The 14,767-nt window shown below is 48.3% G+C and carries 12 protein-coding genes; 6 read left to right on the plus strand and 6 right to left on the minus strand.

Annotation, left to right across the window (positions count from 1 at the left end; all coding sequences use genetic code 11):
• Window positions 1-121: 121 nt before the first annotated feature.
• The 4 genes from FEN17_RS12120 to FEN17_RS12135 all read right to left on the minus strand — a co-directional run bounded on the left by FEN17_RS12120 (window position 122) and on the right by FEN17_RS12135 (window position 5,724).
• Window positions 122-637 (minus strand): DUF6702 family protein, encoded by a 516-nt coding sequence (locus FEN17_RS12120; protein ID WP_229208798.1) that lies wholly within the window; start codon window positions 635-637, stop codon window positions 122-124.
• Window positions 612-1,937, minus strand: a complete 1,326-nt coding sequence (gene rseP / locus FEN17_RS12125) for an RIP metalloprotease RseP (RefSeq protein ID WP_138365624.1) — start codon at window positions 1,935-1,937, stop codon at window positions 612-614. The genes FEN17_RS12120 and rseP overlap by 26 nt, the downstream gene beginning before the upstream one ends.
• Before the next feature lie 143 nt (window positions 1,938-2,080).
• Window positions 2,081-3,913 (minus strand): MutS-related protein, encoded by a 1,833-nt coding sequence (locus FEN17_RS12130; RefSeq protein ID WP_138365625.1) that lies wholly within the window; start codon window positions 3,911-3,913, stop codon window positions 2,081-2,083.
• Window positions 3,913-5,724 (minus strand): ABC transporter ATP-binding protein, encoded by a 1,812-nt coding sequence (locus tag FEN17_RS12135; protein ID WP_138365626.1) that lies wholly within the window; start codon window positions 5,722-5,724, stop codon window positions 3,913-3,915. Before FEN17_RS12135 ends, FEN17_RS12130 begins: the two co-directional genes overlap by 1 nt.
• A gap of 152 nt (window positions 5,725-5,876) precedes the next feature.
• On the opposite strand from FEN17_RS12135, the gene FEN17_RS12140 reads away from it, so the two are divergent.
• The 5 genes from FEN17_RS12140 (at window position 5,877) to FEN17_RS12160 (ending at window position 10,027) form a co-directional block, all read left to right on the plus strand.
• On the plus strand, window positions 5,877-6,446 hold the full coding sequence (locus FEN17_RS12140) for an RNA polymerase sigma factor (protein WP_138365627.1): 570 nt from the start codon (window positions 5,877-5,879) through the stop codon (window positions 6,444-6,446).
• Window positions 6,427-7,959 (plus strand): hypothetical protein, encoded by a 1,533-nt coding sequence (locus tag FEN17_RS12145; RefSeq protein WP_138365628.1) that lies wholly within the window; start codon window positions 6,427-6,429, stop codon window positions 7,957-7,959. Before FEN17_RS12140 ends, FEN17_RS12145 begins: the two co-directional genes overlap by 20 nt.
• Before the next feature lie 103 nt (window positions 7,960-8,062).
• On the plus strand, window positions 8,063-8,542 hold the full coding sequence (locus tag FEN17_RS12150) for a QcrA and Rieske domain-containing protein (RefSeq protein WP_229208799.1): 480 nt from the start codon (window positions 8,063-8,065) through the stop codon (window positions 8,540-8,542).
• A gap of 13 nt (window positions 8,543-8,555) precedes the next feature.
• On the plus strand, window positions 8,556-9,446 hold the full coding sequence (locus FEN17_RS12155; RefSeq protein WP_138365630.1) for a DUF5777 family beta-barrel protein: 891 nt from the start codon (window positions 8,556-8,558) through the stop codon (window positions 9,444-9,446).
• Between the two features lie 14 nt (window positions 9,447-9,460).
• Entirely contained in the window at window positions 9,461-10,027 is a 567-nt protein-coding gene (locus FEN17_RS12160; RefSeq protein ID WP_138365631.1) for a YceI family protein, read from the plus strand.
• Between the two features lie 49 nt (window positions 10,028-10,076).
• Here the strand turns inward: FEN17_RS12160 and lacZ are convergent, their stop codons facing one another.
• Window positions 10,077-13,484 (minus strand): beta-galactosidase, LacZ type, encoded by a 3,408-nt coding sequence (gene lacZ, locus FEN17_RS12165; protein WP_229208800.1) that lies wholly within the window; start codon window positions 13,482-13,484, stop codon window positions 10,077-10,079.
• Between the two features lie 83 nt (window positions 13,485-13,567).
• On the opposite strand from lacZ, the gene FEN17_RS12170 reads away from it, so the two are divergent.
• The gene (locus tag FEN17_RS12170; protein ID WP_138365632.1) at window positions 13,568-14,335 is read left to right on the plus strand and encodes a type III pantothenate kinase; all 768 of its coding nucleotides are present in this window, start codon (window positions 13,568-13,570) and stop codon (window positions 14,333-14,335) included.
• Here FEN17_RS12170 and FEN17_RS12175 read toward each other — a convergent pair.
• A complete protein-coding gene (locus FEN17_RS12175; protein ID WP_138365633.1) occupies window positions 14,332-14,727 on the minus strand; it encodes a gamma-glutamylcyclotransferase family protein in 396 nt (131 codons plus the stop codon). The two genes, FEN17_RS12170 and FEN17_RS12175, sit on opposite strands and share 4 nt — an antisense overlap.
• Window positions 14,728-14,767: the final 40 nt, after the last annotated feature.

The raw sequence follows: 14,767 nt of genomic DNA on the forward strand, positions 1-14,767 counted from the left end.
AAATGACAGATAATCATTTCCCAATATATATAAAACGACTCTCTAAAGAAAGGTTAGTATAAACAAAAATACCTATGCCACCAAACAATGTGGCAGTAGTTTTTCTACAAACTTTCTCGTATTAAAGCGAATGTGTGGTCTGACCTTTCTTAAACAGGAAAGTCTTTTTCTCAGTGGAAATTTTGAGGTTTGTCATATTCACCTGGTCCTCAAAAACCTCCATGAGCGTAGTATTTTGGAGCTTGCAGCCGCTCAATGTTCCCTGAAAAGGGATTTCCAGATAAATCCAGGTAGCGTCTTCTTCCTGCTCTTTCCCGACGTAGCGGATCGCGGCGGGCTTTTTCTGGCTGTCTGTAAAAACAAAAGACTTCCGGATATACTGCTCGACGGCCTGGTCATTCTTGTCATCATTTTTGATCGTAAACCGGCGCTTGTCGTTATCCTCCGACAAACCCTTTTCCAGGTCGTCCGTAAACGCCCTGATACTCACTTCAAATGATTTGGCAGAAGGATTGTATAGCATCTGGGTCACGGACACGTGGTATTCGTGGTTCCGTAACCCAGTAAGCGAAAGCGCCAGGCAGAGCAGCAACACGCTCCATTTTCCCGGGTTAAAAAACAGCTTTCCAGACATCATTGAATATTGCAAAAGCCATCAGGCCCAACAAAAGTACCATTCCGACTTTCTGGGCATTTTCCAAAAACCGGTCGGAAGGCTTGCGGCCTGAAACGATTTCGTAGGTAAGGATCACGGCGTGTCCACCGTCAAGAGCAGGGATCGGCAATGCATTCATGAAGGCAAGCACCATCGAAAGCAGGCCGGTCAGGTACCAGAAACGTCCCCAATCCCACACACCGCCAAACATTCTGGCGATACCGATCGGGCCGCTCAATGCTTTAGAGGCGGAGACTTCGCCGCGGAAGATTTTACCAAAACCTTTAATGTTGTCAAAAACCACTTTGAATGCATCATTCGCGCCAATTTTGATCGCCTCGTTCAATGTGTATTCGATGGTGGTATATTTCAAAAGACTAAGCGGATAAAAACCCAGCGTGCCATCTTCCGACACTTCCACATTCAAAGTTTTCTGTTCCCCGCCGCGCTGGATGACCAGCTGCGTTTTCTTTCCTTTCAGCTGCTGCAATTCATTTTGCATTTCATGAAAGAAATGGATCGGCTTTCCGGCGATCGAAACCACCTTATCACCTGTTTTTACTCCGGCTTTTTCAGCAGGCAGGCCGGGTACCAGCTCACCGATTTCAAATGGTTCGGCGGCGCGAATAAAGTTACCTCTCGCTTCCGGGCCTTTTTTGCCGTCCAGCTTCTCTACAAAGTTGTTTGGAATCTCGATCTGGATTTCTTCTCCGTTCCGGTTAATGGTGTAGGAACTGTTTGTGCCCAAGAATACGTCCGAGCTTACCACATCACTGAAATCGGTGATCGCCTTTCCATTGACTTTAACGATTTTATCCCCGGTTTTAAGGCCGATTTCCTGTGCAAGCGGGCCTGCCGCGATACCATATTTATTGACTTCGTCTACCGAAAGGACTTTATCACCTTCTTTATAAGCGATGACTATAAAAATGAAAATCCCGACGATCACATTAACGATGATACCGCCTAGCATCACGATCAGACGCTGCCAGGCTGGTTTCGAGCGGAATTCCCACGGCTGCGGCTCTTGTGCCATCGCGGCAGTATCCATCGATTCGTCGATCATCCCCGATATTTTCACAAATCCACCCAGGGGGATCGCGCCTATGCCATATTCCGTTTCGCCTCTTGTAATGCTGAAAATCTTTGGAGGGAAACCAATAAAGTACTTTTCTACCCGCATTCCGAACAACTTGGCGGCCGCCATGTGGCCCCACTCGTGTAATCCTACCAAAATGGACAAGCCCAATATGAGCTGTCCCGCCATTATTAATACTTCCATTCAGGTTTTGTAATCGTTATCAGTTAATTTATTAAACCAGAGAAGGGTTCTTGGACCATCCTTTTTTTATAGTACTTATAAACGTAAATGTAATGAGTAAAGTTACGTAATTCATTTTGTAACATTAAAACCGACCCGGCGGACTACTTCGGGAGCGGTTTATTTGTCAGGTCAATGTTAATGCCCATCATCCGCATCAATTCGGAAGCATTGAAACTGCGGCAAATTCCTTCATAAAGCCGGTAGTCAAAATGCAGCTGGCCATTCTCCACATCCGACCGGAAATGAAAGTTGTGCACATAATTTTCCGTCGCGCCCCACTCACCCAGTTCCAGATCGTGCGTCGAAACCAGGCCGGAAGCATTTTTGGCATGCAGCTGGCGGATCAACGCCTCGGCACCCCGGTGACGGTCGGCGGAGTTTGTACCTTTCAGGATTTCATCGAGCAGATAAAAAACCGCGGAGGAAGCATTTTCATCAGCCAGTTCAAGAAGCTTTCGCAGTCTTTTTAGTTCAGCATAAAAAGACGAAGTGCTTTCTTCGAGCGAATCCTGGGTGCGCATGCTGCTGAAAATCCGCACCGGCGAACAGCTGAATGCCGTCGCGCTCACCACCGCGCCCATTTGCGCCAGTACCAGGTTCAGCCCGATCGTACGCAGGAACGTACTTTTTCCTGACATATTGGAGCCGGTTACCAGCATCGTGTGGCCAGTACCTTCCAGGCCGAAATCATTGCTGACCCTTTTTTGCGCCGGGATCAGCGGGTGTCCCATCGCCGTAGTTTTGATAAAAACGGCTTCCTGCGAGAGCACATTTGGGGTAACACATTCCGGATTGGCAAATGCGTGACCGGCCAGGCTGTTCATCGCTTCAATGTCCGCCAGCACGTCCAGCCAGTCAAGGAGTTTGGTGTGATTGGCTTTTTTCCAATTTTCAATTGCAGCAAGGCAATGCAGGTCCCACAAGGTCGGGAGCCCGATGAGCAGTGAAAAAAATGGGTTATTTCTGTAATCGAGTCTTTCAAAAAGCTGACCGATACGGTTCAGCTCTCTGGCTGAATGATCGATCAATGTGCGGCGCTGCGCCCACCAGGCTGATTGGAATGGTGCGGCTTCGGCATTTTTTAGCAAATCCCCATAAGCTACCAGCGTCTTGCCCAGCGAGCCGGTGCGGTTGGTAATGTCTTGAATGATGGGAAGAAACCGCCTAAGAATAAGACCATTGACCAGAAAGCTAATCAGCAGTACCCACGTCGGGATAATCCCGGCAGTTATCAAAATTGCAATGATGATGGTGATGACCGCAAACCACCTCAGACGGAGCATAGCAGCAAGTTCCGTTGCCAGAGATTCGGCCACCCAGGCGCGAAGCACGCCCACATTGCCGGCGGCCGCTTCGTGGAGCAGCGCCGTAGCTTCCCATTCCTGCATTAGATGCGGGTGCTCGGTGAAATTAGAAGATGCTTGCTGCCGCTTTGAAATTTCATCCGGCGCAGCGTGATTTTTCAGCCAGTTGGCCAGTCGCCGGCTACCTTCGGAGGTGCGGGTGCGGTTTAGCAATTTGTATAAAGAATATTCCCCGAAAATGTCCAGATCGGTCGCATAAGCGTGGTCTTTTTCCTGGTGCTGGACTCCGGTATCAGTTCTTTTAAAGCGAAATCCCAGCCTTTCCAGCTCGTCCTCATTAACCGTTGTCAGGTTTTTTTGAAAATCCCTAGTCCTTCTGACGCGCTGATGTTTTTTCATTAAAAACAAAAAAACAACCAGCAGCAGCGCCACACCGATCCCCCAAAAGTTTTGTTCCGTGCGGTTCCAGATCCACGCCAGGCCAATTATTAGTAAGAAAATGGCGACCCGGGCTACGGATAACTGTGCGAATTGTTCACTGGCCCCGGCTTCCGCCTGGCGCGCTTTATTCAGCTCCGTCTCAAAGAAAACCTGGGACGAAGATTGATTGACTTCAATGTTATTTTCCATTAATGACTTTCGGCGGTTTCAAACTGCAGCTTGATGAGATTGGCGTAAAGACCGTTGTCCATGACGGTCAGTTGCTGGTGCGTGCCCGACTCGGCGATGCGGCCCTCGCGGATGACGTAAATCATATCCACTTTCCGGATCGTAGCCAGGCGGTGGGCGATGACAATGGTCGTGCGGTTTTGCATGAGTTCGTCCAGCGCGATCTGCACCAGCTTTTCAGACTCGGCATCAAGCGAGCTGGTAGCTTCGTCGAGGATGAGGATTTTAGGGTTTTTCAAAATGGCCCGTGCGATGGCAATGCGCTGACGCTGCCCACCGGAAAGCTTGATACCGCGCTCGCCGACGATGGTTTCGAACTTTTCAGGGAAGGTATCGATAAATTCAGATGCATGTGCCCGCCTTGCCGCGTCCTGTATTTCTTCGCGCGTGGCCGACGGTTTTCCGTAGGCAATGTTCTCGTAAATGGTACCGCCAAAAAGCATTACTTCCTGCGGCACGATGGCAATGTTCTTCCGAAGTTCCGAAATGCCAAAAGCCTGCAGCGGTTTGTCGTCAATGCGTATCTCGCCGGATTGGTGATTATAAAAACGCATCAGCAGCTGCACGATCGTGGATTTTCCCGCACCGCTGTACCCGACGAGCGCGATTTTTTCACCTGGATTGATGTGAAAGGATATGCCTTTCAAAACCGGCAAATCGGCTCGTGAAGGGTACGAGAAATGTACATCGTCGTAGGTGATCTCGCCGGTCATGCGTCCGGCTTCGGCCGTATTGGCTTCTTCTACCGTCACTTCCGGGGTTTCTTCCAGGATTTCAAAAATCCGCTCCGATGCACCGATGACGCGATTTATCTGCGCATATAAGTCGCTCATACCACTGATGGATGCACCGATAAATGTGGTGTAAAGAATAAAAGTAAACAGATCCGCAAGCCCGAATTCACCGGCTTGTACCAACCCGGCACCGTACCAGATCACACCTACGATCCCGCCAAACAAGGCGAAAATGATAAACGAAACAAAACCACCGCGAAACTTGGCCGCGTATAGCGACAAATCCACCACTCTTTGCAGGATGGTTTGGTACCGGTTAATTTCGAGCGGTTCGTTGGTAAATGCTTTGACTACATTCACGGACTGCAATGTTTCTTCCACCACCACATTCGCGGCAGCGAGCTCGTCCTGCGCTTTTTTAGCCAGTTTCCGCATGTGCCGGCCGAAGAAAACGGACGCTACGACGAGTACCGGAAATGTGGCCAGCATAAAAAGGGTCAGTTTCCAGGAGGTATAAAAAAGGATTCCGATACCGACAACCAATGTGGCGATCTGCCGGAACATTTCGGCCAGGGTGAAGGAAAGCAGACCTTGCAGCTGCGACACATCGGAGGTAATGCGGCTCGTGAGCTCCCCGACGCGTCTTTGTTCCAGAAATGCGATGGGCAGTGTGATAATCTTGCTGAAAACATCCCTCCGGATATTGGTCATCGCCAGCTCGCTGACTTTGGTAAAAAGATAAATCCGGTAGTACGAGAATAATGCCTGGGCTACCAGCACAAAAAAGAGGAAGACGGTGATCTGGTTGATCGTATATTGTGATTTACCCTCCACTACCTCAACAATGCTTCCGACGAGTTTCGGAAAAGCCAGCGAGGTGGCAGTAGAAAGCGCCAGGAACACCATTCCGATGATAAATGTGCCCCGGTAGGGCCGTAGATAGCGCAGCAGGGCGAGTGTGGTTTTCAATCCCTGCCAGCTCATTTTCTTCACGCCAAGAACAGCCGTCCGGTCACTGCTATTTTCATTATTTGCCATTCTTATTCAATTCTTTTTAAACAATATTACAGTGGGTCTTTTTTGCAAAAACTCAGATTGTAAAAGTAGATAATAAAGTTTATTTTAATTTTTCAAGCTTTCAAGCAACCGTCTTTTTGGTTTGCACGTATAAGTGAAAAAAAGCGAATAGCATGCCCGAGTATAACTCCGCCGTTCTTCATGAACTACTCGACGGCTGTTTAGAAAAAAACCGCCGCAGTCAGGAGCTGTTGTATAAACAGTTTTACGGCTATGCTATGAGTATATGTTTACGCTATACACGGAGCCGGGATGAGGCAAAAGAGATTCTAAACGACGGATTTTTAAAGGTTTTTACCAAGCTGGAAAGCTTCGATCAGAGCCGACCTTTTAAGACCTGGCTGGGACGGATCATGATCAACACAGCGCTGGACCATTACCGGCAGGAAGTGCGCAGGGATGTGTTTGATGATGTGGAAGTAGCCGACCAGGTGTCTGTTGACGAAACGGTGATCAGTAAACTGGCCCATGAAGAGCTGGTGGCCCTGATCCAGAAACTTACGCCCTCTTACCGGATTGTATTCAGTTTATCAGTGATCGACGGCTATACACACGAAGAAATTGCAGAGCAGCTGGGTATTTCGGTCGGAGCGTCGAAATCAAATTTGTCGCGTGCAAGAGAAAAATTGAGAGAAATGTTATCCAAAATTAATATTGACGACTATGATAGAGTTGCCAGATGACGAACTGGACAAGCTCTTCAGAAAGTCATCCGAAGAGCTTGATCCACACTTTGACCCAGCAGACTGGGACAGTCTGAAAAAACGGCTTGACCAGCAGGATGGAAAGACTGCGGGCGGCTGGCTCAAAAAATGGTGGCCGCTGGGAATGCTGCTCCTGCTGATCCCGGCCGGAATCGCATCGTACTACTGGGTGTCTTCCAGAAATGAAGAAGCCAGGAAATTGCAGCAGCCGACGGTGACAGCAGCTCCGAAAACCAGTGCGGAGAATGTTACCGAAGCAAATACTGAGGATTTGAACAAAACAGCAGACCGTGAAAAAATAACTGGTTCAGAAAAAATAGCAGGTTCGGAAGATGCTGCTTCGGAAAATGCTGATTTTAAAAAGACAATAGATTTAGAAAAAGAAAATAACATTAAAGAAAGCCCTGCTGTAAAAGTAGAAAAGCCGGTTGCCAGCATTGAGAAACCGGTGAAAGTAAATAGGATTTATCACGATGAGAAGTTAGCAAATAGAATCAACAGTAGTTCAAAATCATTGCCCCGGAGCCAATCTAAGGCAGGCGGAGTGTACTTAGAGCCTAACCGCTCAAAGACGGGAGGAGGCGACGGGGCTCTTATTTTATCCAGTGAAAACAAAAACCTTATAAGCGACTCTAGAAGGACCGTTGCCTCCGAACTTGGGGCAAGGAAGGTAACTGGTCCTGACGGGGTTGGAGCGGAAGCTGGCAATATTGAAGGTAAAAATCTGGAAGGTGTCTCAAATGTTTCAGAACAAAAACTTTTGATCTCTGCTTCGATGCTTGACGGAAGGTCTTTGACCTGGAAAAACAGCATTCCTTATCCTGGTATTGTAATAGAACCAAATGATCAGATACGAGCAGAATCTTCGGCCGGATCAAAAGATATTGAGGTGATCGAATCACCAAAGTGGGCGATCAGACTAGGTTATTCTCCGGATCTGAGTACGGTAGGTTTCAAGAATTTCACGAAACCAGGCGCTGCCTTTTCATTGCTCGGAGAATATGGAATTTCCAAGAGACTATATGTGCAGGCAGGTGTGGTAAGAAGTGTAAAAGATTACTACGCCAATGCCAGTGAGTATAAATTGAATAAATATGTTACGGATATCAACACTCCTTATGGGGTAGATGGAACTTGTACCATGTTTGAAATTCCTATCGGAGTAAGGTTTGATATTGCGCAGATGCCACATTCCAGATGGTTTGCTGGGACCGGATTTTCATCGTACTATGCTCAGAAGGAGAAGTATACCTATTATTACAAAGAATATAAACATAATCAAAGACCAGGTTGGGAAGGTAAAACAGGCTTGTTTCTCCTCAGTCACCTGAATGCATCTGTCGGTTATGAGCATACCATCACGAGAAAACTCTCCATCCTGGCCGAGCCGTACGTAAGAATCCCTTTGAAAGGGGTTGGTTATGGTAAGGTAAACCTGTTTACGACAGGTGCATGGCTGTCCGTACGTTACACGCCAGCGTTTTACAGGTAAGATACTAGCATTACCTGATACCGGATTTATATCTACTAATTCCACTAATACAGTTTATCTATATACTAAACAGATCACCATGGAGACTCACAAACCAGAAACTATGAAACGGGGAGAATTCCTGAGAAGCCTTGGGCTTAGTACCTCCACATTGATGGCATTTTATTGCATCGGAACCACCATGACCGCCTGCGGTTCCAGCAGCGACAATGACCCTACACCTGACCCGGGGACTGGAACAGGTACAAATGGCATCAGCGGAACAACGACAGGCAGCGCGATCAACTTTACCGTGGATCTTACCAAAGCTACCGGGCTAGCCGCCGCCGGAGGTTTTCAGGTAATCGGCGATACGATTGTGGCACATACCGCCAGCGGATCATACGTGGCGCTTTCGAAAACGTGTACACATGAGGGTACTACCATCGGGTTCCGTCCAGCGCAAAACGATTTTAGGTGTCCAAATCATGGTTCTGAATTTTCTACAACCGGTGCGGTAGAAGAAGGACCTGCCACAACTGCCCTCAAAGCCTACAAAACGGCGCTGTCTACCGACGGAAATACACTTACAGTTACAGCTTAAACTGCACATCTTTATGAAGTCACTCCGCCTGATAGTGTTGCTGATTTGCTCAGCAACAGGTGCTTACGCACAAGATGATTTATTAAATGAGCTTTCCAAGCAGGATAGTTCGCAAAAAGTACCGGTTACCGCCACATTCAAATCGACGCGGGTTGTCAACGGACAATCGGTGGAGACGATGAAGAAAAAGCACATGGACTTCCGGATCTCGCATCGTTTCGGAAAGCTGAATTCCGGCGCGTACCAGTTTTTTGGGCTAGACCAGGCGACGATGCGACTAGGATTTGAGTACGGGCTCACCGACGATTTCATGATCGGGGTAGGACGCAGCACGAACCAGAAAGCCTATGATTTTTTGGGGAAGTTGAAATTGCTGAAACAAAGTTCAGGCGCGGGCGCTATGCCCATTTCGGTGACGGCGTTTGGTAGTCTGGCGATTGCTACCCTCAACAAAGAGCTCGAATTTCAGGATAAGATCACCTACACTGCGCAGATCCTGATTGCCCGGAAATTCGGAGAAAGGCTTTCGCTGCAACTTTCACCAAGCTTTTTGCACCGGAATCATCCGGATGTAACCGGCGACGAAAAGGTGCTGCTCGCGATGGGAATCGGCGGGCGGTACAAGATCTCGAAACGGGTATCTATCAATGGTGAGTATTTTTATACGGCCAGAGAAAAAAATACGCAGACCGCGCCTTACTACGATTCCATGTCGTTCGGGGTGGATATCGAAACCGGCGGGCACGTTTTCCAGCTGCATTTTACTAACTCGCTGGGAATGATTGAAAAGCAATTCATCGGCGAGACGGCGGGGAGCTGGGGCAAAGGCGACATTCACTACGGTTTCAACCTGTCGCGGACATTCAGCTTCGATAAAAAGAATAAAAGAGTATCCAACAACTGACCAACTAACAAACTATGAAACTGCATTTGAGTCGCGCGGTCATGCTTACCGTGCTCAGTATCGCTTTGTGTTCTGGTAGTGTTTTCGCCCAGGGAGGCATGTTTTCGACTTCATCCGGCTTTACGCGTTTCATATCGGCAACACCTTTGGAGAATGTGGATGCGAAGAATAACAAATGTCAGGTGATCCTGAATACGGCCAACAATCAGCTCGCGATCCGGATGAACATGCGCGATTTTGATTTTCCCAATAAATTAATGCAGGAACATTTCAATGAAAACTACATTGAATCGGCCAAATACCCGACGGCCACATTCAGCGGTACGATTGACAAGGCTCCTGATTATTCAAAAGACGGAGAATACGACGCCTCGGCAACCGGAAAATTCACCGTGCACGGCGTGACGAAAGAGCGGACGATCAAAGGAAAAATGAAGATTGAGGGCGGAAAAATCACAATTACTTCTGAATTTGAAGTACCTCTGACCGATCACAAAATCGAAGTGCCACAGGTGGTTTTTGTGAAAATCGCGCAGATTATCACGGTGAAGACGGAATACGCGCTTTCGCCGAAGAAATAAAGCAATCAAAAAGCCGGATCTGACCGATGTGTTAGGTCCGGCTTTTTGTCTAACGCCTTCTCCTGCGTCGCGAAGAACTTCTCCTGCGAACCGGTTTTTTTCTGACCGGCGCTTTTCTCACAACCGGCTTGCGAACTGGCTCCGCGGGTGCTGCCACTTCTTCTTCCTCTACCGCATTGTCTTCCGCCGAAACAGCTTCATCCGTAGCGGCAACATTCTGACTAGACGATACTTTTTTGGTATAGGGCAGCTGCGTTCTGGTGATCTGCTCAATGTTGGAAGTATTGTCAATCGCCCGCAGTCTGAAACTGTACGAATAACTTTTAGCCGGCAGCAGGTAATTTTCATGCACCCGCGGCGACCAGCTATCATCCCCGCCCAATCCCATTTGCGCCAGGTCAATGTTGGCGACCGTCACATTGCCGCGTTCAAGCACTGAGCCACGTTTTTTGGCGGCAAGCAATGCTTTGTCCGTATAGTCATGTACGTTAAAGTTAAAAACGGAATCGCTGATCGCAAGTAGGCCCAAACCTTCGGCATTGGTGATGGTTGCCCAGCGCACGTTGGTTTTGTTTCCGTTCTCCTGCGGGGCAATGTAGGGGAAATGCTGCTCGGCTACGGTACTGCCATAAATCCCGATTTTCCCGCTGGTATTCCGGTCTGCATAAGTCTCCTGCGGGCCGTTTCCGTACCATTGGGTTTTGTTAAATGTTGCGGGCATGGCGAGTTGCAAGCCGACTTTTGCCAGGTTTGGCCACTCGCCGGTGAATGTAAAATTGTTGTCCACCTGCACATCGCCCGAGGCATAAACCTTGTATTCCGAGCGCACGGTAACTTCGCCTTTTGCGCTTTTTAATGTTCTTTCAATGGTCACGCGGTAAATCTGTGCAGTAAGTTTCTGGGTTTTCATTTCCGTAGAAACTACTTCCAAAGTGTCCAGCCCGGCAGCACGCCATTTAGCAGCGAAACTATTCGCGCCGCCGCCTTCATCATTATCGGTTGGTACCCGCCAAAGGTTGGGATATGGTCCGCTTTCCAGCATTTCTTCTTTTTTGTTTTTAAAAGAAATGATCCGACCGGCTGTTTTGTCAAATGTCACCGCAAAATCCTGCCCTGAAACGGAAATCCTGCCAGAACTAATCTGCGCGATCCGCAAAGGTTTTTCACCATATAAACTTACATTCGGCGCTGCCGGGCCGGATTTCGCGATGGGTATCTGATGCCATGCAATTTCATGTCCTTTCGGTGCCCAGGAGGAAGCTTCCTTTAATCTTACGCTGAGGTTTAGGAAATATTCAGCATTCGGTTTTTGCGTGGCAGGAAGCTGGTAGGGAATGTTCAGCTGCTGTTTCTGCGATGCCATCGCTGCCAGGTTGGTGATTGTGCCGCCTTTGCCTACCGGTTTGCCGTTTTCCAGCAATGTCCAGGCAAGTTCGTAAGCGTTCAAAGGCTGAAAATCGTATGCATTGTGCACGACAATCTGCTTGTCGGCGCTGCGCAAAGTATCCGGCGCTTCGAATTTGACGTATTGATACACTTTTTTCACTTCGGCCAATTCAGGTTGCGGCGTGCGATCGGGGTTAACCAGTCCGTCGCCGGCATTGGCGCCGTCAATGTAGTTGAAATAATCCCAATATGTGGTTCCGTCCGGCTTTTTGAGTTTCAAACCCTGATCCACCCAATCCCAGATAAAGCCGCCCTGCATGGTTGGGTTTTGGTCAATCACATTCCAGTATTCTTTCAGGTTGCCAATGCTATTGCCCATACCGTGGGCATATTCGCAGACGATCAGCGGACGGGTTTTATCTTTTTTAACCAAATCCATCATATCCTGAACTGAGGGATACATGACCGAAATAATGTCAAAACTGCTCAATGTGGTAGGTTTGTACTCTTTCCGGCCTTCGTAGTGTATCGGTCTGGTCGGATCGGCGAGGTGGATAAAATCGCCCATGGCCGTAAAGTTCTGCCCCATCCCGGACTCATTTCCCAGCGACCAGATGATCACCGAAGGATGGTTTTTGTCCCGCTCGACCATCGCATTTCCCCGCGCCAGAAAGGCAAATCGCCACTGCGGATTGTCAGCGAGGATGACATTTTTGCTCCAAAGCTCGTGACTTTCAATATTGGCCTCGTCCATCACATACAACCCAAACTGGTCGCAGAGGTCGTACCACTCTGAATTATTGGGGTAATGCGACGTCCTGACCGCATTAATGTTGTTTTGCTTCATCAAGGTAATGTCGCGGACCATCGTTTCCCGGCTGATCACGCGGCCGGTTTCGGGATCAAATTCGTGCCGGTTGACGCCTTTAATTGTGATCGCTTTTCCATTAACCAGCAGCTGCCCATTCTTAATTTTAATATCCCTGAAACCCACTTTCTGGCTCGTCGCGACGATCACTTTGCCGTCGGAATTCATCAGCTGAATGCTCAATGTATAGAGATAGGGCGTCTCAGCATTCCACTTAATTGGGTTTGGTACAGGCACGTCCACCCGCACCGAACTTTCCTTACCGGTTTCCAAAGTGGTGATCATCTGGCTCACCGGCGTCACCACCACCGATTTATTGGCGTCATATAAAGTGAATAAAACCTGGTGTGCGTGGATCGCCTGCGGGCTGAAATTTTTAACAAAAGCACTCAGCTTTAAAGTCGCATTTTCATGGTTTGCGTCAAGGATTGTCCTGACTGAGAAGTCGGTCAATGCCACTTTGGGCAGCAGCAAAAGATTGACATCCCGGAAAATCCCGGAGAGCCGCCAAAAATCCTGGTCTTCCAAATAACTACCGTCAGACCAGTTGATTACCTGCACGGCCAGCACATTCGCGCCTTGTTTTACATCTTCGGTCACATCAAATTCAAAAGGTGTCATCCCGTCTTCGTGGTACCCGATCGCCTCGCCATTGAGCCACACATAGCAGGCCGACTGCACCCCGCCAAATTGCAGGAAAATCTGCTTATCCGCCACATTCTCCACATTGAATGTGGTCCGGTACATGCCCACGGAGTTCGTATCCGCCGTAACTCTCGGCGGCGTGGCTTTGAAAGGATGTTTAATGTTGGAAAAAATAGGCTTGTCGTAACTCCTGCCTTCGCGCGCGCCGAATACCTGCCAGTTGGAGGGTACCGGAATGTTCTCCCAGGTTGCATCGGGCATTTTGGGATCATAAAAATTCAGGATCGTTTTAGAAGGGTTTTGCGCCCATTTAAACTTCCAGTTTCCGTTCAGGGATTGCACAAAGGGCGTTTTTTTATCTCCGAGCAGTGCGCTTTTTTCGGTAGGATAGGGTGTGAAATCGGTATGCGGTTTTTCGGTATTGACGGCCACTACCTGGGGGTCTTGCCACTCCGGGATAGCCTGTGTGTGACCTTTTTGGTAAAAGAAAAATAAGGTAAAGCCCAGAAAAAGAAGGCGGTAACGATTTAAAAAGTGCATATAAGTGTCTGCGATCATTGTTGGGGCTGGCGGCTCGGCTGATTTTTTGATAAAATTATAGATTAATGCCCGTAATTTGCCTCAGGATCTAATTCAAATGTATGCTTTTAGCCGTCGACGTGGGTAATACCGACACTGTTTTTGGACTGTACCAATTTGGAAACTGGGAGCATATATGGCGTACGCGCTCGCTGGTGCAGGAAAATGAGGTACATTATGAGTCGAAGCTGCGGCTGCATTTCCTGGAAGCGGGATTATGGTTTGGCGATGTGGAAACCGTGGTTTTGTGCAGCGTAGTACCCGCCCTGACGCCGGTGATCCAGCGCATGTTACGGACGATGTTTGGGGAAGATATCATTGTGGTAGGCCCCGAAATTTATCCCGCACTCAGCATTGAAATCGACCATCCCCACGAGATTGGCGCCGATCTGATTGCCAATGCCGTAGCGGTAAGTAACAGGTACAAAGAGAATTGCGTGGTGGTAGACTTCGGTACCGCGCTGACATTCACGACGGTTTCAAAAGAAAGCAAAATATTGGGCGTGGCAATCCTGCCTGGTTTGGTGACAGCTGTAAAAGCTTTATTTGCTAATACCGCCCAGCTCCCGGAAGTCCCGCTGCAACTACCTGCTACTGCGATTGGTAAAAACACTACTGAGGCGATCCAGGCCGGAATTTTATTGGGTTATGAAGGTTTGGTAAAATCATTATTAGCCCGCATCCGCGCTGAGCTGGGCGGTGAATGTATCGCCGTAGCCACCGGCGGGTTATCCTCGATCATCGAAACCTTGCAGGATGAATTTGTAGAAATCGACCGGAAACTCACATTGGACGGCCTGCGTATTATCGGCGAAAGCTTGCAAGCCTAGCTTTTAAAGATTCCGTCTTTTATTTGTTCCAAAAATTCTACGGGCTGGTTGTACAGGTAAGTCCAGCATGCAATTTCCCCGCCACTTTCCAATGTGACCGGAATGATTTTGCGGACGTACAAACTGGCATTTTCGTCTTCCAGCACATCCTCATATTCGTCCAGCTCCTTCCAGATTTCCTGTGCATGCAGCCGGTAAATTTCTCCGTACACTTTCGTTTTTTCCAAAACATTAAAAACCGCACCGGGATACCAGCTGATCCGGTACAGTTTTCCGGTAAATGTACCTCTGCCAATAAAGCTGGAATTTGACCTTAATTTCTCCGAAAAAGGATTCTCGAAGCTGCTCATCAATGTTCCGTAGGTAAAAAAATAGGGGCTTTCCGGGACCATATTTTGATTTAAAATTGAAATTAACCCAACATTAAGAATT

Origin of the sequence: Dyadobacter luticola (assembly GCF_005860805.1) — a bacterium.
GTDB classification, from domain to species: domain Bacteria; phylum Bacteroidota; class Bacteroidia; order Cytophagales; family Spirosomataceae; genus Dyadobacter; species Dyadobacter luticola.

Excerpts from the sequence above, each read along its gene's own strand:
- FEN17_RS12130 (WP_138365625.1), bottom strand. The coding sequence starts at position 3,913 with ATGGAAAATAACATTGAAGTCAATCAATCTTCGTCCCAGGTTTTCTTT.
- FEN17_RS12120 (WP_229208798.1), bottom strand. The coding sequence starts at position 637 with ATGATGTCTGGAAAGCTGTTTTTTAACCCGGGAAAATGGAGCGTGTTG.
- FEN17_RS12135 (WP_138365626.1), bottom strand. The coding sequence starts at position 5,724 with ATGGCAAATAATGAAAATAGCAGTGACCGGACGGCTGTTCTTGGCGTG.
- FEN17_RS12155 (WP_138365630.1), top strand. The coding sequence starts at position 8,556 with ATGAAGTCACTCCGCCTGATAGTGTTGCTGATTTGCTCAGCAACAGGT.
- FEN17_RS12170 (WP_138365632.1), top strand. The coding sequence starts at position 13,568 with ATGCTTTTAGCCGTCGACGTGGGTAATACCGACACTGTTTTTGGACTG.
- rseP (WP_138365624.1), bottom strand. The coding sequence starts at position 1,937 with ATGGAAGTATTAATAATGGCGGGACAGCTCATATTGGGCTTGTCCATT.
- FEN17_RS12175 (WP_138365633.1), bottom strand. The coding sequence starts at position 14,727 with ATGGTCCCGGAAAGCCCCTATTTTTTTACCTACGGAACATTGATGAGC.
- FEN17_RS12145 (WP_138365628.1), top strand. The coding sequence starts at position 6,427 with ATGATAGAGTTGCCAGATGACGAACTGGACAAGCTCTTCAGAAAGTCA.
- lacZ (WP_229208800.1), bottom strand. The coding sequence starts at position 13,484 with ATGATCGCAGACACTTATATGCACTTTTTAAATCGTTACCGCCTTCTT.
- FEN17_RS12150 (WP_229208799.1), top strand. The coding sequence starts at position 8,063 with ATGAAACGGGGAGAATTCCTGAGAAGCCTTGGGCTTAGTACCTCCACA.
- FEN17_RS12140 (WP_138365627.1), top strand. The coding sequence starts at position 5,877 with ATGCCCGAGTATAACTCCGCCGTTCTTCATGAACTACTCGACGGCTGT.
- FEN17_RS12160 (WP_138365631.1), top strand. The coding sequence starts at position 9,461 with ATGAAACTGCATTTGAGTCGCGCGGTCATGCTTACCGTGCTCAGTATC.